Raw genomic sequence first — 20,662 nt, 5'->3', positions numbered from 1 at the left:
GGTGCCGACACCGGCGTTTTGGCGCGATCTACTCGTACTTTCCCGCCCGGTTGTCCCTTTGGGCACTTTTGGCCCTTTGGGCGCTGACTCGCTCGCGCAGGTTCTCGGTGGCGACGTCGAGCACCATCTTCTTCGCCCGGCGCAGCAGAAACTCGGGAATGGGTGCGGCCAGGTCGATCACGATGTCGAATCGCACCCGCGTGCGGTCCTCCCCGACCGGGGTGAGGTTGTACTCTCCGTGCTGACCGCGCTGCTGCAACGTGGCCTTGGCGTCCCAGACCACCCAGTCATCGCCCCAGTGGTACTCGAGCAGTTCCTTGTCGGTGATCCCCATGATCTTGAACGTCGCCTTGACGTGGTGCGGACGTCCGTCGGGGTGCCGGTCGAGCACCTCGACGTACTTGTGCACCGACGACCACGACGGCACCGCTTCGATGTCGGCGAGCGCATCGAGAATCGCGCCTTTGGGCGCTTCAAAGACGACTTCTCGCGACGCGCGGACCGCCATGTCGCAAATCGTAGCTAACACCACGTGCTTGCGTACCGCGTTTGACAGCTAATTGACGCTACCAGCGAATCTCATCGATGGGGGTGGTCGACTGGGGCGGTGCGCCGATCGGCGGCGCCGGTGTGCGGGAGAATCGCGGCGCCGGTGCCGCCTGGTCGACGCCGTTGGCGGCCACCATGGTTGACCGCGCGCGCAGATGCTCGTTCTGCGCGGCTTCGGACCAGGTGAGCACAGGTGTGACGCATGCGTCGGTACCGGCGAAGACTTCGGTCCACTCCTCGCGGGTCTTGCTCGCAAACCGTTCGGCGAAGAGATTGTGCACGTCGGGAAACGCCTCCCTGTCCATCTGTGGAGGAAGTTCATCGGCACTCAGCCCGAGTCCGGCCAACAGTTGCGCGTAGAACTGCGGTTCGATCGCCCCGACAGCCATGTACTTGCCGTCGGCGGTTTCGTAGGTGCGGTAGAACGGTGCGCCGCCGTCGAGCAGGAACGACTCGCGTTCGTCCCGCAGCGTGCCCGTCGACTTCATCGTCCACGCCATCTGGGTCAGAATCGAGACACCGTCGACCATGGCGGCGTCGATCACCTGCCCCTTACCGGAACGCTCCCGCTCATACAGCGCCGATACGATGCCGAGCAGCACCAGCATCGACCCGCCACCGAAATCGGCCACCAGGTTCAGCGGCGCGACGGGCGGGCGGTCACGAAACCCGATGGCCGACAGCGCCCCGGTCTGCGACAGGTAGTTGATGTCGTGGCCGGCGGTGTGCGCCAGCGGTCCGTGCTGCCCCCACCCGGTGATGCGGGCGAAGATGAGCCGCGGGTTGACGGCCGCGCAGTCATCGGGCCCGATGCCCAGGCGCTCGCAGGTGCCCGGGCGGAACGCGTCGATGAGCACGTCGGCCTTGGCGGCGAGGTTCAGCAGCGCCGCCGGATCCTGCTTCACGTCGAGGTCGACGACGCGCTTGCCGCGGTGCAGCAGATCGACGTTTTCCGCCGGCATCTGCAGTCCCCCGGGTCGACGCACCCGCACGACGTCGGCGCCCAAGTCCGCCAGCACCATCGCGGCGTGCGGTCCAGGCCCGATGCCGCCGAGTTCGATGACCTTTACCCCGGCCAGGGGTCCGCTGTTCGTCACCGAAGCAACGTAGCGCGACCTGCCAAATGTGGTCACTTCCCCGCTCTCGAGGTCTTCGGCGCACTGTGCGAGTGCTAGCGCGCGATGGCCGAATCGCTCGGCTTTGAACACCGGATCGCCCGGCCCGAGGGGTTGGCCGACACCGGTATCTAGCCATGTCCCCTACGTGGTCGGTGGCCGAAGCCCGCGAATTTGCAGTGGTGCGCTACTGAGACCGTCGCGTTCAAGCGGAGCCACGATCTCCCACAGGCGCGAACCGGGGAGGTTGTCATGAAGTCATCGCATGTCATCGGACGTGTCGGCGGTTTGGCGGTGGCGCTCGGGGTCGGCGCAGCGGTTTCGCTCGGGTCGGCCGCGGCGGCATGGGCCGACGACACCGGGTCTGCAGCTTCGGGCGAGGCAGCTACCAGCGCGGCGGGCACCAGCCAGACCGACGACACTGCTGGAGCGCAAGACGCCTCTGCCATCACCACCACGACTACCACGACTACCACGGACGACGATCCGACCGCATCGACCGACGCTGACGGAGATGGTTCGGCCGACCGCGCCGGACATGACTTCTCGACGCCGATGGGCGAGCTGGTGCGGCGGGTGCCGCGGGGTCTGGCCATCTCCACCGGTGGTGCGCACACCTCAAAGTCGGGCCCTAAGGGCGCGGCACTCGACGACGCCACTGAGGAATCGGCCACGGCGACGAGGGAACCGGTGGGCCGATCGAACACGCGGCAAAAAAGGCTCGAGGTGGTGGGTACGCAGGACGAGGACGCGGACGTGACCGCGGTGGTGCGGCCGGCTCAACGTTCGTGGCAGGAAATCTCACCACCACAGCCGGACACGGTCGCTGACGACGCGGACACCGCTGTTGTCGAGAAGGAGCCGGTGGCATTTGAGACCACCACGCTTCCCGTAGCGCCCGTCAAGGTTGTGACGCAAACCATTTCGGCCGCCGACACCGCGCCGTCCGATCCGCCCAGCCCTTTGAGCACGGTTGTCCTGGCCGCGTTGGCGAGAACGGGCTGGGCTCCGCTGACGCCCAACAGTCCAGCGGCGCCGAGGAACTCGCCGTTGGAAATGGCGCTGCTGGCCCTCGGTGCCCGGCCACGCCCATTCGGTTCGTCGCCCAACGGCCAAATCGCCGACGAAGTACAGACTTTGACTGCCGCGGCGGCGCCGCGGTTTGTGAACAAGCCGTCGATACCGGTCGGTGTCAACCCCTCCGGTGTGGTTATCGGTCCAGACGGCCGGATGTTCGTGGCCAACACCGGCAGCGGCACCGTGTCGGTCATCAACACCGAGACCGGTCAACGAATCGATGCCAGTCCGACTTCATCCTCGATGGACATCCGGGTGGGGGCGGCACCAAGCGCGTTGGCGCTCAGCCTCGATGGCAAACGGTTGTATGTGGCGAACACCGCCAGCGGCACCGTGTCGGTGGTCGACACCGTCACCTATATGCGCGTCGACGCCAACCCGAGCGCCTTCTCGATGGACATCAAGGTCGGAGCCGCCCCCATCGCACTGGCCTTCGGCTCCGACGGCCGGCTGTATGTGGCCAACCGCGGCAGCAAGAGCGTGTCGGTGATCAACACCACCACCAACACGCTGGTCGACACCAACCCGAACGCAGCAGGGGTTCAGTCAATTTCGGTGGGTTCCTCACCAAGCGCGCTGGCGGCCAGTCCTGATGGCCGACTGTATGTCGCCAACCGCGCCAGCAACACGGTATCGGTGATCAACACGGCAAACTTCAGCGTCACCGCCACCGTCGCCGTCGGAAAGCAGCCGTCCAGCGTCGCGCTCGGCGCCGACGGCAAGGTGTATGTCGCCAACACCGGCAGTAACACGGTGTCTGTGATCAATACCGCTGGAGTGCAACATATTTCCGTCGGGCCCGCGCCGAGTTCGGCGGCGTTGAGCCCAGACGGCGCGTTCGCCTATGTCGCCAATGCCAACGGCACCGTGTCGGTGATCGACACCACCACCTCCACTCTGCTCAGCACCGTGGCGATCGACACCGACCGAACCGGTGGGCACGTCGTCGCCGTCGGCGCCGGCGGGACCGTCTACATCGCCGACGCCGCTGACCGCACCGTGCGTGTACTGGTCCGCCAGGGTAACGCCGCGCCCCAGAGCGGCACACCGACCGTCGGCACGCCCGACACCGCCACCGGCGCGGTCAGCGGAGCACTCAACTTCACCGACGCCGACGGAGACACCCTGTCCTACAGCGTGACCCAGCCCTCCAGCGGCACCGTCACCATCACTTCGACCGGCACCTACACGTACACACCGACCCAAGCGGCACGAGAACAGGCCACGCAAACCCCGGGCCGGGAATCCGCCACGTTCGTCGTCAACGCCAACGACGGCGAAGCCACCGCAACCGTCACCGTCACCGTGCCCGTCGCACCGCTCAGTGCCGACCCGGGTGGGCCCCCCATCGACGTCTCCTTGCCCGGCACACCGTCAGGTATCTTCGCGAACACCGACCGCACCCACGCTGTCATCACCTCGTATGCCATCGAAGGGGACGGCAGCGAAACCACCTGGGCCGCCGTGGTCAACCTCGTCACCGGAGACCAGATCGGCAACACGATCACCTTGCCGGGGTTTCAGGCGGGCACAGTCGTGACCAACGATGGCACCCGGGCTTTGATCGTCACCTACGACGCCGATGCGACACGGGGCGTGGTGATCGATCTGGCCACCGGAACCCAGAAGGGAACGACCCTCACCTTCGCCGGGGTCGCGTCTGTCCTGGCGTTCGGCGACGGTACCCAGGCGCTGATCACCACGGCCGACGCAGACACCACTCGGATCATGGTGATCAACACTCTCAGCGGAACCCAGACCGGCCCCACCACCGTCCTGGCCGGTGGGTTGGCCTCGGCTCAGTTGAGCCCTGACGGTAGCCACGCTCTACTGAGTGGCTCCACCAGAGACGAGAACACCGGGATTTACACCACCCGCATAGCGGTCATCAATCTGGCGACCGGCGCCCAGAAGGGAACCACCCTCACTTTCACCGGCGAATCATCCACCGTTCTTCCGGTGACCGCCAACGCAGACCATGTTCTGCTCAGCCTCAACTCATACGATGGGCGAACAAGCACGAACGCGATGCGGGTCCGCGTGATCAACACCGCCACCGGCGCCCAGATCGGCAACGGCTTGGTCCTGACCGGCCACCAGGCACTGGGCGGGGCTCTGGTGAGCCCCGACGGCAGCCGCGCCGTGTTCTCCACAAGCCATACCACCAGCACAACCAACACCACTTCGGTCGCGGTAATCAACACCGCCACCGGCAATCAAGTCGGCAACACGCTGACGTTCAGCGGCTACGGCTATATGCAAATGAGCGACGATGGCAGCCGCGTCGTCGTCGCGACCACCGGGAAGGACGGCAACACTCAAGTGGCGGTTGTGAACACGGCTGCCGGCAGCGCCGTGCGCACCACCCTTCCCGGCGGGGTGTGGCGAGAACCGGCGTTCAGCGCCGATGGCACCCGCGTATTGGTCAACACCGTCGTCTACAGACTGTTCGGTAACAGTTACACGACCCGGCTCACGGTTTTCAATACCGGCACCGGTAAGCCGGTTGGCCTGGCCGTCGCCGTGGCGGGCCGCCCGATCTCGACGGTATCGACCCCGGATGGCACCCGGGCCGTCATCGTGACCGCGACAGTTGTGAACGTCTTTACATCCACCTATCGGGTGGTGGCTATCAACACCACCACCGGCAGGCAGGTCGGCACCACCCTCACCTTCTCCGGGGCCCAGCCGCCCACGGTCGAATTGAGCGCCGACGGCAGCAAGGCCCTGATCACAACCTTCACCAACGGCGTCCCCGAGGTGACAGTGATGCGGATTGTCTAGCGGCCGTTGCGGTTGCGCCGCGGCAGTATATTGGCCAGTTCATCACGACTTGCGGTGTCGGTCTTCGTCATGGCCCGGTAGATATGGCTCTCGACAGTCCGGACGGACAGCGTCAGCCGTTCGGCGATCGCCCGATTGGACAGTCCCTCACCGAGGAGCATCACGATCTCTGCTTCGCGGTCGGTCAGCGGCAGCTTTTCGGACGCCTGACGAAGCGCAGGAGTGCTGATGCCACATTGGGCCGCCAAAGCTTCCGCTCGCGCCGAGCATCCCAATGCCGACCCGCGTCTGTCTTGGCGTCGGTACGCGAGAGTAGCGTGGGCGGCCGCGTCGACCGCGGCGACGCGGTCGCCCATGTCCTCGAATTCCTCTGAGAGCGACGCGAGTTGCCCCGGATCGCCGACGCGCAGCGCAGCGGCGAACCGCGCCGCCAGACCCACCCGCGGGCCGTCGACCATCGACTCGAGTTGGTGCAACCGCGGCGCGCAGGTACGGTCACCGAACTGGGTCGCGGTTTGCAGACAGAGCACCTCTGACCCGAACTGTCCTTTGACCGAACATCTTTCGGCAGCCGCCAACACGTCGGCGATCCCCTCGCTGACGGCGCCCTGACCGGCGGCCAACCACGCCCGCGCGAGGCTCCGCTCGAAGTCCAACGACCGAAACCGGCGTTGCACCCTTTCGGCCAAGGCCAGCGCGTCGGCTGCCTCGGTTGTCGACCCGCAAAGCGCCAGCGTCGTCGCGTGAGGTAGGCGGTAGCGGTAGCCCCAACCCAGCGGATGCGACGTCGACAGCCCGTCGACCGCATACTCCAGCAGCGCGCTGGCGGTCTGCAGATCCCCGGCCCCGAGCGCGGCTCGACCTGCGATGGCCGCGCCGAGCAGTGAGGCCGCCCCCGGCAGATCTGCTGCCTGCTGACGGGTGCGCTCAGCCACCTCGAGCGCCCCGTTGACGTGCCCGGCCAGCAGCAACGCGCTCACTTCGGCGTCGGCAATGTTGAACCTCATGTGCGGGGCGTCAAGGGTTCGGGCGGCGACGGCATATCCGGCCTCGGCGCTGGAAACGGCCTCGGCCGAGCGCCCGGCATCTGCCGAGATCTGCACAAGAACCCAGGACACCTCCGTTCCGACGACAGGAAGGTCCTTCAGCGCAAGGTGTTTGGATACCTCGGCCGCCCGGTCGGGGTGATCCGTGGCGAACCAGTAGACGGTGAGGAACGCGTCGACGTAAGCGCGACCTTCCAACGTTGTGCGGCGCGCTGCCTCGTCGATGATCTCTTTGGCTCTGCCGGGTTTGCCGAGCGCCCACAGCATGTTGCTGGACCGCAGAAACGCCAACTTGGCACGGTCGCGGTCGGTCAGTTGGTCGGCACAGATGCCGGCGAGCACATTCTCCGCGTCTTCGCCACGGCCCAGCCACGACAACGCGTGCGCGCGGACGAAATTGGGTTCAGGTTCCGCACCGGCCTTGCGCGCCGCTTCGGCGATGCGATCGGCGAGCGTCAGTTCCCCCAGCCACACCGCGCCGTGCGCCGCCTTGGTGAGCAGGTCCGGGTCCGGGGTGAGGTCAGATTCGGTGCTCAACGCCGCGCGGCGCACGACGCCTCGGATGTCGTCGGGATGAGCCGAGGCCGCGAGTTCCGTTGCGATCAGGCCACGAAGCCGTCGCAGCCGACTTTGCGGTGCGCGCCTGCGACGCACTTCGCCGTACAACGGATGGGCCACCCGCGCTTCGATACCGTCCCCCGCTGCCTCCAGGGTGATAAGGCCGCGGGTTTCGGCCTCCTCAACGGCGGCCGCGTCGGTGATCCGGGCCAGGGCAGCGAGGTCGATCGGTTCCCCGACGGCTACGACGTCGACCACATCGCCAACCGCCGCCGGCAGGTTTCCGATGCGGGACTCGACCAACTCGACCAACCCCGGCGGCATGACGGGATCACCGATCCAGCGCCAACGCATGTTCTCCCGGACCAGTCGGCCGCCTGCGACCTCCTGCTCGACGATATTCTGCAGATACAACACGTTGCCGCGCGTCAGCCGCCACAACCGTCGCGCGGCCTCGGCATCCACCCGCCCCTTCAGCGTCGCCGATAGCAATGCGGTCGTTTCGTCCAGGGACAGTGGTTCGAGGTCGATGCGGTCGAACCGGCTCTTTGTCCATATCTGCTGTATCGCAGGCGGAATCGGCTCACCGTCGCGAACGGTGAGGATGACCTTTGCCGCGCCCCGCACCACGATCTGATGCAGGACGAAGGTCGAAAGATCATCGAGCAGGTACACGTCGTCGACGCCGAGAACCACCGTAGCCGTCGTCGACGTGGCGGTCAGCGAATCGATCACCCCGTGCAGCAACGCGAAGGTGTCGGTGACGTCGCGCGTGGCCCACGCCGTGAAGGCGCCAAGCGGAATCGAGCGCGCCGACGCCGCCCCTGCCGTCCAGCGCGTCTCATAGACGGTCGGCGGAAGGGTCGACAGCGCCTCGCGGGCGATGCGCGTCTTTCCCGCGCCCTGCGCACCGCAGATGAGCACTCCGCAGGCATCCGGGGCCGAGATGGCGGCCTCGATGGTCCGCATCTGTTCGGTGCGGCCGATGAACGGCCACCTCAACCCCACCCACAGAGCCTAGAAGCGGCGCAACCGCTTCGCGCGGCATTCCCCGACTTCAGCCTCAGCGCTGTCTAGCGGCCCTTCTTGACCTTGAGCACCTGTTTGCGCAGACCGTCGGTGGCCGCTTCGAGACCGCCCTTCATCGCGCGCTTGAGCACGAAACCCGGGATCGGCACCGCCGGGTCGACGGTGATCTCGAAGCGCACCTTGGTCTTGTCACCGTCGGCAGTGAGGGTGTACGACGCGCTCTGCGTTCTGAGCTGGCTGGATTCGAGCAGCGTCCAACTCGCGCTGTTGTCGGTCCAGGAGTACTGCACGACCTGTTCGTCGGAGATGCCCATTGTCTTCAACTTCAGGCGTACCCGGCCCGGCCGGCCGTCGGCGTCGCGGTCGAGCACCTCCGCGCCCTGGTGTTGTGACGACCAGTCCGGCGCGGACTCCACGTCGGCGATGACGTCGAGGATTTCGGCGGGGCTCGCCTCGATCACGACCTCGCGGGAATCCTTGGTGGCCATGTCCAGACCCTATCCCGGTTACGGTTGGCGGCATGGAGCTTTGGGATTTGGCAGCCCGCGAACGCATCAGAGACACGCTGGCGCGGTACAACTGGTCCGGTGATGCGATGCGACTCGACGACCTCGCTGGCGCGTTCTGTGAGGACGGCGAACTGGAGGTGCGGGGCTCCGAACCGGTGCGCGGCCATCGCGCGATCGTCGACTTTCTCGGCGGTGCCGTCGCAGCCCCGAACGCGGCAGCGGAGGCGTCGAGCGTCAAACGCATCGTGCGGCACAACGTGGCGAACATCAGCTTCACCGAAGTGACACCGCAACAGGCGCGCGTGGCATGCTATTTCACCGTTTTCACCGAGATCGGCATCGACCATTTCGGCCGCTACCGCGATGTGTTCGTGCCCGTCGACGGCGACTGGCTGATCCGTCATCGCTTTGTCTCCACCGACTGGAGCGCACCGAATTCGACGATGGCGCGCTGATGCTGCGCCTCGCGAGGTGTACATGAGGGCTGTGGTCCGGGCATCGATCACGACCCTGGTGTGCAGTTCGCGAGATCAGAGTCGCGTCGCGGCGGCGTGCCGGGAGTCGCGGACGCTGAATCTGGGTATTCGGCGCTCATGAAGAAGGACAACCCCGACACCGTCGAAACCAATGCCGGCCCGCCCGACACCGACGACGACGTGCTGAGCGACCCCGGGCTGGGCAACGAGGACCGCGCCGACTGGTCCGACGAAGGCGGCGCGACTCCGAGCGGACCCGCCGAGGACACCGACGACGGCTAGAGCGAGTCCGCCAAGGCCGACAGTGTATCGGCGGCAGTGTGTTTCGGCGTCCACCCGAGCCGTGACTTCGCCTTGGCGGTGTCCATCACCACCGACGTCCGCCCGATGTGCAGCCACTCCAGCGCCGACGGCACGAACGGCAGCCGGGCGACCACCTCCGACGCGGCCGTCACAGTGACATGGGGAACCCGCACCGGCCGGGCTCCCAGCGCCGACGCCATCTGCGACACGGATAACACGCCGTCACCGGCGATGTTGTAGGCACCCGGTGGCGCAGACGTGGTGGCGGCCAGTGTGATTGCGCTCGCGACGTCATCGTGGTGGACCAGCTGCAGCGGCGTTCCGGGATCCGGAAACGGGGGCTTCAACAGCGGCAGGGCCTGCGGAATCCGCCTGATCGGCCCGGGTAACTGGTTCCACGGCATCGCGTCGGCCAGCGCCGGCGCCTTCGGGCCCGCGACGATGCAGGGCCGCAGCACGTAAACCTCGAGATCGGAGCCCGCGGTGACCTCCGCCAGCGTGGCCTCACACGCTGCCTTCTGCGCGGAGTAGTAGTGCTCAGGTGACCCCCGCGCAGGCACGTCCTCGGTGATGGGCACCGGGTTGTCGGAGTGATAGCCGTAGGCGGCGACTGACGAGGTGTACACCAGCCGTCGCGGCCGCTGCGCTGCCACAGTCGCCTCGAACACGTTGCGGGTGCCTTGGAGGTTGACGCGGGCGCTTTCCTCCCGCGAACCCATGATGATGAACGCCAGGTGCACAACCACGTCGGCATCGGCGACCAGGGCGTCGACGGCATCGCGGTCCAGGATGTCGCCTTGCTGATAGCGCGCCTTGGTCCATCCGTGTGCCGCCGGATCGAAGGGGCGGCGCGCCATCCCGATGATCTGTTCGACGTCGGGATGGGCTTCCAGCGCCTCGACCGCCGAGAGCCCGATCTCCCCGGTCGGTCCGGTGACGGCCACTGTCAGTGCCATGCGGGAAGGCGTTCCCCGTCGAGACGCATCCGAAACGGCCGCCGCGGCGCCTGTGCGTCAGAGCGCGTCGGCCAGCGCCGCCTGCGCCGCGTTGTAGCCGGGAATGAACGTGATACCGGGCCCGCCGTGGCATCCGGCGCTGCCCAGGTACAGCCCGTCGATGGGAATGGGTTGGTCCACATAGCCTTTCGGGCCGGGCCGGTTGGGGCCGATCTGGTCTGGGTGGATCAGCCCGTGGCAGTAGTCCCCGCCGGGTGCGCCGAACATGGTGCCCATGTGTCTGGGTGTGAACGTGGTGTGCCGGGTGATGAGGCTTTCGAAGTTTGGTGCCAACCGGGTGATCTTCTCGATGACGCGTCGGCCCATCTCGACCTTCATGTCGCCGTAGCTCGCCTGGGCTTCTTCGATGGGGAACCACAGCGCGAACGCCGAGGCCGCGTGTTTACCCGGAGGGGCCAACCCCGGGTCGTTGACCGATGGGATCTGCAGCGCGATGGCGGGATCGGCCGGGACGATGCCGCGGCGGCAGTCCTCCCACTGCTGTTGCAACTCCTCGGGCGTGCTGAAGATGCCGATGTTCGATTGCATCGCCGGGTCGTTGAGCAGTTCGTATGGCGCCGCGAACTTCGGGATGCCGTCGAGCGCGAAGTGCATCTGCAGGTAGCTGCCGCGGTGGTCGATGCGGGAAAACCGTTGGCGCACATCGTCGGGCACCGCGGCCGGGGTGATCAGTTCGGTGAGCGTGAAGTCCGGTGCGATGGCGGAGACGACGACGGGTGCGGTGATGGTCGAGCCGTCCTCGAGGCGCACACCGCTCACCCGGCCGTCGACGACGGTGATCTCCTCGACCTTGCTGCGCAGCCGCAGCTCGCCGCCGTTGGTGGTGAAGACCTCGCACAGATGTTGGGTGAGCGCGCCGATGCCGCCGCGCACTTTCTTGACCAGCAGTGCGTTCTCGTCCGGCACGGCGAACCCGTACGCCAGGGCCGCGGCGGTGCCGGGTGTGGCAGGTCCGCGGTAGGTGGTGTTGCACGCCAGCAGTGCGAGCATGCCGCGCAACGCGCCGTATTTCTCGCGGTCGGGCAGATACCGGTCGACGACGTCGGTGACCGACCCGAAAAGCATGTCGGTGATCGCCGACCGCTCGAATTCGTTTGTGGCGCAGGTATACATCTCGTCCAGCGTCTTGGGCTGCTGGCCGGCGTCAAAGCGGCCCAACGCCCGCGTCGGCGCCTGGCACCACGCCATCAGCCCGGCCATTCCGTTGACGGCTTCCGCGCCGTGCACCTCGTTGACGTGGCTCATCAGCTGGATTGGGTCGGTGTAGTAGACGAACGGCTCGTCGCCGACGCCGCGCAGCGACACCGACATCACGTCCAGGTCGACGGTCGGTAGTTCGTCCAGCCCCAGTTCCCGGCTCACCGTCGCCGACGTCGGGATCTGCACCGAGCCGGCGATCTCGAACTGGAACCCGTCGAACAGCTCGACAGTGGACGCCATGCCCCCGGCGTAGAGCTTGGCGTCCAGGCATAGCGTGCGCCGGCCGGCCTTCTGCAGCAGGGTTGCCGCAGTCAATCCGTTGTGACCTGCGCCGATGACGATCGCGTCGAAGTCCGTCATGGGCTGAGGCTGGCACGCGGGCACAGTTTTGTCAATATTGACAAAACTTGCTCGTCAAATGGCGTCGCCGATACCGGACCGCAGCGTGTCCAGCGCCTCCCGGCACAGCCGCGCCAGTTCGGGCAGCGAGTCCTCGCTGCCGCTGTAACCGACCATCCAGACCTCCATCGCGCCGAACACCGCGGCCGCGATGCACCGGGCGGTGACGGTGATGCGCATGCGCTGGTCGGTGCCGGGTGCCGGCGCGTCGTCCCGAATGAGGTGGTCCTCGATGGCGTCGGCGAACTCGGTCTCGACTTGCCGCATGTGCCGGACGATGCGATCGGAGTCCAGTTCTTGGGCACGCAGGGCCGCGGTGCGCACCACCGCCCAGTCGTCATACGGCGACGCCATGATCGCCGCGAGCACCGATTCGATGAGCGGCTCATCGGGTGCGCGTGCCGCCAGTGCGGCCCGAAACCACTGCAGCCCTGCGTCATAGTCGGCGAAAAGCAGGTCGTGCTTGGAGGCGAAGTGGCGGTAGAAGGTGCGCAGCGAAACCCCGGCGTCAGCGGCGATCTGTTCTGCCGAGGTGTCCTCGACGCCCTGGGCGAGAAACCGGACGAGGGCGGCCTTGCGCAGCGCTTCACGGGTGCGCTCACTGCGCGCAGTCTGGGCTGGTCGGACCATCTGGGTAAGCTACCGCAGACCAACTTATGTCAATATTGACAAAACTTCGGCGTTTGGTGAGAGACTCCCCGTCATGGTTTCGCTCCTTGTGCACGCCGTGCTGGGTATCGCTGTCGTCTGGTTCACCATCGCCTCCAACCCCAAGATCTTCGGTCGCCCGCCTGCCGGGTCGCGGTTCTCCGCCATCGAAATCGTCTTCTGGGCAGTCGGTCTCGCGTCGATTCCGCTGTTGTGGTACCACAACATTCAGTTCGTCAACGAGTACGCGACCGCGGGGTCGAACCCGATCTGGGGCCCGGGGAGCTGGCAGGAGTTCATCGCGCTCGGCTACACGAACCCGGCGGCCAGTTCGGCCAGCGCGGACTACACGATCATCAACGTGATCCTGCTGCCGCTGTTCACGATCATCGACGGCCGGCGCCGCGGAATCCGCCATCCTTGGTTGTTCTTCGTCTCGAGCCTGTTCACCAGCTGTGTCTTCGCCTACGCGTTCTACTTCGCCACGATGGAGCGCCAGCGTCGTCACCAATTGGCCGCTGCGGAGCTCAGTTCGCCTGCCTGACCGGCTGCCGCGGCCGTAGGGTGCGAACTATGACCGAAGACTTGCGGCAGCGCCGCCTCGAGGTGATCCGCGAGCACATGGACACCGAGGTGACCAAGGAATTCGACCGGACGCTGGCAACGTTCAGGGCCGGTTCCGAAGGACATGCGCACTACGAAATCATGGCCACCGGACAGGTTTTCGACGGTGACGACGAAGTCATGGGCTACTACCGGACAACCCGCACCGCGTTTCCCGACCAGCGCCACGACAATGTGCGCTATCACGTCGCCGACGACACCGTGATCGTCGAGTTCGACTTGCTGGGAACCAATCTCGGCGAGTTCTACGGTCTGCCGCCGACCGGTAAGGCGTTTCGGGTGCCGATCGCCGCGGTCTTCTTCTTCGACGGTGACCGCATCGTCAACGAGCGGATCTACTTCGACTCGGCGAGCCTGGTCTCCCAGATCGGTCGGGCCGAACTGCTGTCGCTGGTCGGGACCGACCAACTGTGAGGGTTCACCACCTCAACTGCGGGACCATGTATCCGCCAGGCTGCCCTGAACTGGTCTGCCATGTGCTGCTGGTGGAGACCGACAACGGACTGGTGCTTGTCGACAGCGGATATGGGTTGGCCGACTGCGACGATCCGCGCCGCCGCATCGGCCCGATCCGCCATCTCATCAGACCGGTGTTCGATCCCGGAGAAAGCGCCGTCCGCCAAATCCAGCGGCTGGGCTTTGCGCGCGACGACGTGCGCCACATCGTCTTGACACACCTCGACATCGACCACATCGGCGGCATCGCCGATTTCCCGCAGGCCCTGATCCATTGCACCGCAGCAGAAGCGCTCGGAGCGATACACCGGCCTTCGCTGCGTGAGCGGGTGCGCTTCCGGCCGGTGCAACGCAGTCACGGCGCCACGATCGTGGAGCACGAACCCGACGGCGAGGGCTGGCGCGGTTTCGCTGCGGCCAAACCGCTGACGGACATCTCGGCGGGCATCGTGTTGGTCTCGATGCCCGGGCACACCCGCGGTCACGCCTGCGTCGCTGTTGATGCCGGCAACCGCTGGCTGTTGCACTGCGGTGACGCCTTCTTTCACCGCGGCACCGTCGACGGCAGCACGCGCGGCCCGCGCGCGCTTCTCACCTTCGAGAAGGCGGTCGCATACGAACGTAAGCGCCTGCGCGACAACCACGCTCGGCTGGCCGAGCTCTACCGGCGCGGCGAGCAGGACCTGGTGCTGGTCTGTGCACACGACACGGAGATGTTCGAACACGCGCGAGCCACCGCGACGTGATGTCTTACGAGGCTTTGCGTCGACGCTGTATCCACTTCAGCGCGTCGTAGTAACGGGTCGGCGCCAGCCGCCCGAGCAGGTCGAACATCTGGGCGTCGGGCCCGACGAGGATCCGCGCCTTACCCGCCTCCACCCCGCGGTGGATGGCTTCGGCGGCGCCGTCGGGTTTGGTCATCGTGATGGCGGCGAAGTCCTCTGCCATCTGCTCCTGGGTACGACCGCGGCCCTCGGGATCCTTGCGGTAACGGGCGTTGCGCACGATGTTGGTGTCGACGCCGCCCGGATGCACGGTGACCGCGCTGACCCCGGTGCCGCGCAACTCCTGGCGCAGCGCTTCGGTGAACCCGCGCACCGCGAATTTCGCTGAGCAGTATGCGCTTTGGCCCGGCATACCGACGAGACCGAAGACGCTGGACGTGTTGACGATCACGCCTTGGTCCTGCTCGACGAGGATCGGCAGGAACGCTCGCGTGCCGTTGACCACACCACCGAAGTTGATGTCCCAGAGCCACTGGTCATCCTCGGGCACCGCGTCGAGCACGGTCGAGTTCACCGACACACCGGCGTTGTTGAACACCGCGCCGATCGGTTGTGGCGCCCATTGCCGAACCTGGTCGGCGAAGTCGCGTTGGGCCGCCGCATCACGCACGTCGAGCACCCGCAGCAGTGTGGGCCCGCTCAACGAGGCCTCGGTCTCCTTCAGGCCTTGTTCGTCGACGTCAGCGATCGCCACCGGACAGCCGTGCGCGGATAACCGCTGCGCCAGCGCGCGGCCGATGCCCGAGGCGGCGCCGGTGATGACCGCGGTACGACCGCTGATCGTGATGCGACGTTTGCCCATATCTCCCCCTGCGTGCAGTCTCCCAGGTAGCGCAAAGGTACGTGTTAGTACCGACGTTGACAAGGCGACGGCTCAGTTGGTCTGTGCGGCGGGCGCGAGAAGCGCGATCGATGCCTGGACGGCCTCGTCGGCGATGTCGGTCATCCGACCGCCCTCTTCCACGGTGATGGCGACCAACTCGCGCAGCCCGCCGAGCAGCATAATGCTCCGCTGGCGTGACACGGGTCCGATGCCCGCGGCGCGGAACTCACCGGTGTCGCCAAGAGTGTGAATCATCGCGATGAAGTTCTCCATCGCTTCACGTTGCAGGGCGCGCGCAGCGCTGCCGAGCGAGGGCACGTCGCGTATCCAGCTCAGCGTCAGCGCCGCCCGGGACTCCCCGGAGGCGATCCAGGCTTCGATGGCCTGGCGCACCTGGGTGCGCCACGGAGCCCCGGGGTCGACCGCGGCGGCGATCTGGGACACCTGGTCGGCGTTGGCTTCCGTCAACAGCGCGACCAAGCAGGCGTCCCTACTCTCGAAATGCTCGTAGAAGGTGCGCCGCGACGTCTTGGCGCGGCGCACGATGTCGGCCACGGTGGTCTTGGGGTAGCCCTCGTCGGCGATGCACTCTTCGAGGGCGTCGAGCAATCGCTGCCGGAAATCGGCGGTCGTCACGCTACCCATTCTGGTGGCCAGGGCCGGGATCGAACCGGCGACCTTCCGCTTTTCAGGCGGACGCTCGTACCAACTGAGCTACCTGGCCGGATGGCACCGGTCGGCGAAAAACCGATATGCCCGCCGTTCTGGCGACCCTGACGGGACTCGAACCCGCGACCTCCGCCGTGACAGGGCGGCGCGCTAACCAACTGCGCCACAGGGCCTTACTCTGCGACTCCCATCGTACGTAGGTCGCGTGTACCCCCTACGGGATTCGAACCCGCGCTACCGCCTTGAAAGGGCGGCGTCCTAGGCCGCTAGACGAAGGGGGCCAGCCGAATCTCTCCGGGGTACTCACAACGCCATGTCGTTGGGAGCCTCGATAGCTTAGGGTACCTGCACCCCAATCCTCAAACTGTTGAGGCTGCTCTCAACGCCACGGAGACTTGTCGGTCGGTAGTGCGATCCTCATCACATGTCCCGGCACACCGCATTCCGTTTCTGTCTCGACCCATCGGTCGAGCAGAGCGAAGTGTTGGCCCGGCATGCCGGAGCGGCCCGCTTCGCGTTCAATCAGTGTCTAGCGATGGTGAAGACCGCGATCAACCAACGCAGGACGAGTACCAGCGTCGATGTGCCGTGGACAGGCTTCGATCTGATCAACGCGTTCAACGCGTGGAAGATGACCGAAGACGCTGGCAGGGTCATCGCAGTCGGCAGAGATGGCGAGGCAGAGGTGGCGGTGACCGGACTGCTCTGGCGACGTGAAGTATGTCAGGAGGTATTCGAAGCAGCGGCAGTCGACCTCGGGAAGGCACTGAAAGCCTGGTCCGACTCACGGTCAGGCAGGCGAAAAGGCAGACGAGTCGGATTTCCGAAGTTCAAGAAGAAGGCCAGCGGGACGGCGTCGTTCCGGGTGCGTAACAGGCACCGCGAAGGCCGTGCGCCGGCGATCCGAGTCGGCGACAATGGCCGACACCGTTCGGTCACCCTGCCAGGCATCGGGCAGATCAGCGTGCATGACGACACCCGCCGCTTACGGCGCATGCTTTCCAAAGACCGCGCCAAGATCGTGTTCGCCACCGTCAGCCGGCGCGGTGGCCGCTGGTGGGTGTCGTTGAGCGTGGCGGCCGCCCATCTCCACCCCACCGCCACGCACCCGGCCCGTGACCCAGACGACGACGCCGGATATGTCGGTGTCGATCTGGGCTTGTCAGTATTCATGGTCGCCGCGACCACCGAAGGAAAGGAAGTTGCCCGAATCGCCGATGCCCCCAAAGCACTCGTCGCCGGGCTGGTACGGCAACGACGGTTGGCGAAAGCGTTGTCACGCAAGCAGAAGGGGTCACGGAACCATCACGAGGCCGCCGCCAAGTTGGCGCGGCATCACCAACATGTCGCGAACGTACGCCGACATTTTTTGCATCAGGTTTCCAACGCGCTGGTCAAGACACACGATCGGCTCGTCATCGAAGACCTGAACGTACGAGGAATGCTGGGCAACCACCGGCTGGCCCGCGCCATCGCCGACGCAGGTTGGGCCGAATTCGCCCGGCTGGTGCAGTACAAACAGGCCTGGCGGGGCGGCACCGTTGCCGTCGCCGACCGCTGGTATCCATCCAGTCGGCTATGTCCGGCATGCGGGCGCATCCGGAGCGATCTCACGCTTGCCGATCGAGTGTTCACCTGTGATTGCGGGCACTCCGCCGACCGCGACTGCAACGCCGCGGCGAATTTGGCTCGCTGGGGTCAGGCTCACCATGGCTCTCATCGATCCCCGGACCCCCAAGCAGGAGGCCGGGCTATCAACGCCCGCCGACGGGCCCGCGCCGACCGGCACTCCACGCGTGCCGTTAGAGCGAGGCCGAATGACGCGGGAACCGACGTTCAGCCAGCCCTCCTGGCCTGAACCGACGACGCCCGAGAAGGGCGATGCCAACACAGAAGTAGATGTTGAGCATGCTTCATAGCTCAGTGGTAGCCGCTGCGACTCGTCTTTATTGAGCCAGGGCGTGCGCAACCATGGCAATACCTCCGCTAGAGTGGCTCGCGCCCCCGTAGCTCACTCGGAAGAGCAGCGGACTTTTAATCCGCGGGTACGGAGATCGAAACTCCGCGGGGGCACCATTCGCTCGACACCCGAACCGGTGCCCGGGAGGTAAGAAACAAGAGCACACGGTTCTTGCTACTGAGGCCGACAAGCTCATGGCTTACCTCGGCCTCACTGACTGAGCGTCACCAGGTCCAGTCCTCGTCGGCGGTTTCCTCAGTGCGGCCGATGACGTAGGCGCTACCGCTGCCCGAGAAGAAGTCGTGCGTTTCCAGGCTGCCGGGATCGAGCTGGGCCATGATTTCGGGCGCCACCTCGCACTCGTCGGCCGGGAACAGCGGGTCGTAGCCGAGGTTGCGCAGCGCCTTGTTCGCGTTGTAGCGCATGAACGCCTTGACGGCCTCGGTGACGCCCATCTGGTCGTAGAGATCCTGGGCGTAGTCGACCTCGTTGTCGTAGAGATCCATCAGCAGCGAATAGGCGTACTCATGCAGTTCCGCACGACGCTCGGGCGATTCGTGTTCGATGGCGCGCTTGAACTTGTAGCCGATGTAATACCCGTGGACCGCTTCGTCGCGGATGATGAGCCGGATGATGTCGGCGGTGTTGGTCAGCTTTGCCCGCGCCGCCCAGTACAGCGGCAGGTAGAACCCCGAATAGAACAAGAAGCTCTCGAGCATGACCGAGACGATCTTCTTCTTGAGCGGGTCGTCGCCCCGGTAGTAGTCCACGAGCAGCTGCGCCTTGCGCTGTAGGTGCGGGTTCTCTTCCGACCAGCGAAACGCCTCGTCAATCTCCCTGGTAGAACACAGCGTTGAGAAAATCGAGCTGTAGCTCTTGGCGTGCACGGCCTCCATGAAGATGAAGTTGCCCAGCACCGCCTCTTCGTGCGGGGTGACGGCGTCCTCGATCATCTCGACATCGCCGACGGTGCCTTGAATCGTGTCGAGCAGCGTCAGCCCGGTGAACACTCGGATGACCACCTGCTGCTCGTTCGGCGTCAGCGTGTTCCACGCCGGAACGTCGTTGGACAGCGGAATCTTTTCGGGCAGCCAAAAGTTGGTGGTGACACGGTTCCAGACGTGAAGGTCGCCGTCATCCTGGATGTCGTTCCAGTTGACAGCGCGCACGCGGTCAATCACTTTGGTGCTCAAAATATTTCCTCCTAGCCCACACGAAGCGGTGGCGCGGCCCCAAGCCCGCGCCGCGTCCAACTGTATCCGCTCCCCCGCGGCGTCGTCGGCAGATCGTAGCCGTGTCTGCTGATCTGACCTATGGGGCTATACGTCCGAAATCCGCTGGTTTTCTTCGGATTTCCTGATCGCCTGCTTACTTACCCTTGACGTTGAGGATCTGTCGAAGCTCGTCGTCGATGGTCACCATCGACTCGGCGTCGCGCATCACCACGTCGATCGGCTTGTAGGCGTCGGGGATCTCGTCGACCCAATCGGCGCCGGGCCGGTACTCGATGCCCTTCATCCGCTTGTCGAGGTCTGCGGCGGTGAACAGCTTGCGCGCCTTGGTACGCGAGTAGCGCCGCCCCGCGCCGTGGGGTGCGCTGCACAGCGCTTCGGGGTTGCCCTTGCCGGTCACGACATACGACCGGGTGCCCATCGAGCCCGGGATCAGGCCGCGCACGCCCTCGTGGGCGTCGATGGCGCCCTTGCGGGTCAGCCAGACCTCGCGGCCGCCGTGGACCTCGCGCTGGGTGTAGTTGTGGTGCGTGTTGATGCGCTCCACCTCGAAGTCGGTGTACCACCGCGCCATCGGGTCAGCGGCGCCGGCGATGTCGTTGCGGGTCCAGCGGGCGAAGGCCTGAGCGAAACGGTCCATCATTTCGCCGCGGTTCAACAGCGCGAAGTGCTGCGCCCAGCGCAGCTCGCGGATGTATTCGTCGAACGCTGCGGTGCCTTCAGTCAGGTACGCCAGGTCACGATGCGGAAGCGCGACAGAGTGTTTCGCGCAGATCTCTTGCGCCTTGCGAATGTGCTTCTGGGCGATCCGGTTGCCGACGCCACGCGAGCCGCTGTGCAGGAACAGCCACACCTGATCAGAATCGTCGAGGCACAGCTCGATGAAGTGGTTGCCGCCGCCGAGGCTGCCGAGCTGCTCACGCCACTTCGGCGAGTGCGACAGGTCGACGTCCTCGCGCCTGGCCTTCTCCTCGAGCTCGCTGATGCGCTGCTGTGTGAACTTGTACCGGCCGAGGCGGCGGTTGTACTTGCCAGCGCTCATCGGGATCGCCGATTCAAGCGAGCTTCGCAACATGGCCGGGTTCAGCCCGGCGATACGCTTGGCGTCAAACGTGGTGCGCGCAGCGATCATCCCGCAGCCGATGTCGACGCCGACGGCGGCGGGGATCACCGCGCCGGCGGTGGGGATGACCGTGCCGACGCTGCTGCCCTTGCCGAAGTGAGCATCGGGCATCAGCGCGACGTGTGGGTAGACGAACGGCATCGAGGCCGTCTGCTTGGCCTGCTCGATGGTCTGCTCATCCACCTCGCTGGCAAAGTTGACGAGCCGGTCGGTAACCGTCGCTGTCATAAAATCCTCCTGGTGCTGGCGTAGCGCCATGCGGTCGATGTCGCGGATGTGAT

Annotated in this window: 18 protein-coding genes and 4 tRNA genes; 8 read left to right on the top strand and 14 right to left on the bottom strand. The window is 65.8% G+C overall.

Annotated features, from left to right (window positions below):
• Nucleotides 1-28: 28 nt before the first annotated feature.
• Nucleotides 29-508 (bottom strand): SRPBCC family protein, encoded by a 480-nt coding sequence (locus tag ABQE44_RS01145; RefSeq protein ID WP_448393668.1) that lies wholly within the window; start codon nucleotides 506-508, stop codon nucleotides 29-31.
• 58 nt (nucleotides 509-566) lie between these two features.
• On the bottom strand, nucleotides 567-1,646 hold the full coding sequence (locus ABQE44_RS01140) for a CaiB/BaiF CoA transferase family protein (protein WP_448427851.1): 1,080 nt from the start codon (nucleotides 1,644-1,646) through the stop codon (nucleotides 567-569).
• A gap of 270 nt (nucleotides 1,647-1,916) precedes the next feature.
• On the opposite strand from ABQE44_RS01140, the gene ABQE44_RS01135 reads away from it, so the two are divergent.
• A complete protein-coding gene (locus tag ABQE44_RS01135) occupies nucleotides 1,917-5,525 on the top strand; it encodes a cadherin-like domain-containing protein (RefSeq protein WP_448427849.1) in 3,609 nt (1,202 codons plus the stop codon).
• Here the strand turns inward: ABQE44_RS01135 and ABQE44_RS01130 are convergent.
• Nucleotides 5,522-8,098 carry a helix-turn-helix transcriptional regulator gene (locus ABQE44_RS01130; protein ID WP_448428290.1) on the bottom strand — a complete coding sequence of 859 codons (2,577 nt, stop codon included), beginning with the start codon at nucleotides 8,096-8,098 and terminating at the stop codon, nucleotides 5,522-5,524. The two genes, ABQE44_RS01135 and ABQE44_RS01130, sit on opposite strands and share 4 nt — an antisense overlap.
• A gap of 104 nt (nucleotides 8,099-8,202) precedes the next feature.
• Nucleotides 8,203-8,646, bottom strand: coding sequence for an SRPBCC family protein (locus tag ABQE44_RS01125; protein ID WP_448393663.1), 444 nt, complete (start codon nucleotides 8,644-8,646; stop codon nucleotides 8,203-8,205).
• A 32-nt stretch (nucleotides 8,647-8,678) separates the two neighbouring features.
• On the opposite strand from ABQE44_RS01125, the gene ABQE44_RS01120 reads away from it, so the two are divergent.
• Nucleotides 8,679-9,122 carry a nuclear transport factor 2 family protein gene (locus ABQE44_RS01120; RefSeq protein ID WP_448427847.1) on the top strand — a complete coding sequence of 148 codons (444 nt, stop codon included), beginning with the start codon at nucleotides 8,679-8,681 and terminating at the stop codon, nucleotides 9,120-9,122.
• Nucleotides 9,123-9,260: 138 nt separating this feature from the next.
• A complete protein-coding gene (locus ABQE44_RS01115) occupies nucleotides 9,261-9,425 on the top strand; it encodes a hypothetical protein (protein ID WP_448393661.1) in 165 nt (54 codons plus the stop codon).
• Here the strand turns inward: ABQE44_RS01115 and ABQE44_RS01110 are convergent.
• From ABQE44_RS01110 to ABQE44_RS01100, 3 genes are read right to left on the bottom strand one after another with little or no spacing between them, the layout of a single operon-like run.
• Nucleotides 9,422-10,402 carry an NAD-dependent epimerase/dehydratase family protein gene (locus ABQE44_RS01110; protein WP_448427845.1) on the bottom strand — a complete coding sequence of 327 codons (981 nt, stop codon included), beginning with the start codon at nucleotides 10,400-10,402 and terminating at the stop codon, nucleotides 9,422-9,424. The genes ABQE44_RS01115 and ABQE44_RS01110 overlap by 4 nt on opposite strands.
• Before the next feature lie 57 nt (nucleotides 10,403-10,459).
• Nucleotides 10,460-12,022 carry a phytoene desaturase family protein gene (locus tag ABQE44_RS01105; RefSeq protein WP_448427843.1) on the bottom strand — a complete coding sequence of 521 codons (1,563 nt, stop codon included), beginning with the start codon at nucleotides 12,020-12,022 and terminating at the stop codon, nucleotides 10,460-10,462.
• Between the two features lie 54 nt (nucleotides 12,023-12,076).
• On the bottom strand, nucleotides 12,077-12,691 hold the full coding sequence (locus tag ABQE44_RS01100; protein ID WP_448427841.1) for a TetR/AcrR family transcriptional regulator: 615 nt from the start codon (nucleotides 12,689-12,691) through the stop codon (nucleotides 12,077-12,079).
• A gap of 73 nt (nucleotides 12,692-12,764) precedes the next feature.
• On the opposite strand from ABQE44_RS01100, the gene ABQE44_RS01095 reads away from it, so the two are divergent.
• From ABQE44_RS01095 to ABQE44_RS01085, 3 genes are read left to right on the top strand one after another with little or no spacing between them, the layout of a single operon-like run.
• Nucleotides 12,765-13,253: a DUF2834 domain-containing protein gene (locus tag ABQE44_RS01095; RefSeq protein ID WP_448427839.1), complete on the top strand. Its 489-nt coding sequence runs from the start codon at nucleotides 12,765-12,767 to the stop codon at nucleotides 13,251-13,253.
• A 29-nt stretch (nucleotides 13,254-13,282) separates the two neighbouring features.
• Nucleotides 13,283-13,747 carry an ester cyclase gene (locus ABQE44_RS01090; RefSeq protein WP_448427837.1) on the top strand — a complete coding sequence of 155 codons (465 nt, stop codon included), beginning with the start codon at nucleotides 13,283-13,285 and terminating at the stop codon, nucleotides 13,745-13,747.
• The gene (locus ABQE44_RS01085) at nucleotides 13,744-14,535 is read left to right on the top strand and encodes an MBL fold metallo-hydrolase (RefSeq protein WP_448427835.1); all 792 of its coding nucleotides are present in this window, start codon (nucleotides 13,744-13,746) and stop codon (nucleotides 14,533-14,535) included. The genes ABQE44_RS01090 and ABQE44_RS01085 overlap by 4 nt, the downstream gene beginning before the upstream one ends.
• Nucleotides 14,536-14,539: 4 nt before the next feature.
• On the opposite strand, the gene ABQE44_RS01080 is transcribed toward ABQE44_RS01085, so the two are convergent.
• From ABQE44_RS01080 to ABQE44_RS01060, 5 genes are all read right to left on the bottom strand, one after another.
• Entirely contained in the window at nucleotides 14,540-15,376 is an 837-nt protein-coding gene (locus ABQE44_RS01080) for an SDR family NAD(P)-dependent oxidoreductase (RefSeq protein ID WP_448427833.1), read from the bottom strand.
• A gap of 72 nt (nucleotides 15,377-15,448) precedes the next feature.
• The gene (locus ABQE44_RS01075) at nucleotides 15,449-16,042 is read right to left on the bottom strand and encodes a TetR/AcrR family transcriptional regulator (RefSeq protein ID WP_448427832.1); all 594 of its coding nucleotides are present in this window, start codon (nucleotides 16,040-16,042) and stop codon (nucleotides 15,449-15,451) included.
• A gap of 2 nt (nucleotides 16,043-16,044) precedes the next feature.
• Nucleotides 16,045-16,121: transfer RNA gene (locus ABQE44_RS01070), tRNA-Phe, on the bottom strand.
• 41 nt (nucleotides 16,122-16,162) lie between these two features.
• Nucleotides 16,163-16,239, bottom strand: a tRNA-Asp gene (locus ABQE44_RS01065).
• A gap of 35 nt (nucleotides 16,240-16,274) precedes the next feature.
• Nucleotides 16,275-16,347, bottom strand: a tRNA-Glu gene (locus ABQE44_RS01060).
• 143 nt (nucleotides 16,348-16,490) lie between these two features.
• Here ABQE44_RS01060 and ABQE44_RS01055 point away from each other — a divergent pair.
• Nucleotides 16,491-17,924 (top strand): RNA-guided endonuclease InsQ/TnpB family protein, encoded by a 1,434-nt coding sequence (locus tag ABQE44_RS01055; RefSeq protein ID WP_448393652.1) that lies wholly within the window; start codon nucleotides 16,491-16,493, stop codon nucleotides 17,922-17,924.
• Between the two features lie 142 nt (nucleotides 17,925-18,066).
• Nucleotides 18,067-18,142: transfer RNA gene (locus tag ABQE44_RS01050), tRNA-Lys, on the top strand.
• 108 nt (nucleotides 18,143-18,250) lie between these two features.
• Here ABQE44_RS01050 and nrdF read toward each other — a convergent pair.
• Together nrdF and ABQE44_RS01040 are read right to left on the bottom strand one after the other, a co-directional pair.
• Nucleotides 18,251-19,219 carry a class 1b ribonucleoside-diphosphate reductase subunit beta gene (gene nrdF, locus ABQE44_RS01045; RefSeq protein ID WP_448427830.1) on the bottom strand — a complete coding sequence of 323 codons (969 nt, stop codon included), beginning with the start codon at nucleotides 19,217-19,219 and terminating at the stop codon, nucleotides 18,251-18,253.
• A gap of 175 nt (nucleotides 19,220-19,394) precedes the next feature.
• A complete protein-coding gene (locus tag ABQE44_RS01040; protein WP_448427828.1) occupies nucleotides 19,395-20,609 on the bottom strand; it encodes an RtcB family protein in 1,215 nt (404 codons plus the stop codon).
• Between the last annotated feature and the right edge of the window lie 53 nt (nucleotides 20,610-20,662).

It is taken from the genome of Mycolicibacterium sp. XJ2546, from assembly GCF_053483195.1.
The sequence above is the reverse complement of the archived record's forward strand: the minus strand, read 5'-3'. Positions and strand labels throughout refer to the sequence as shown.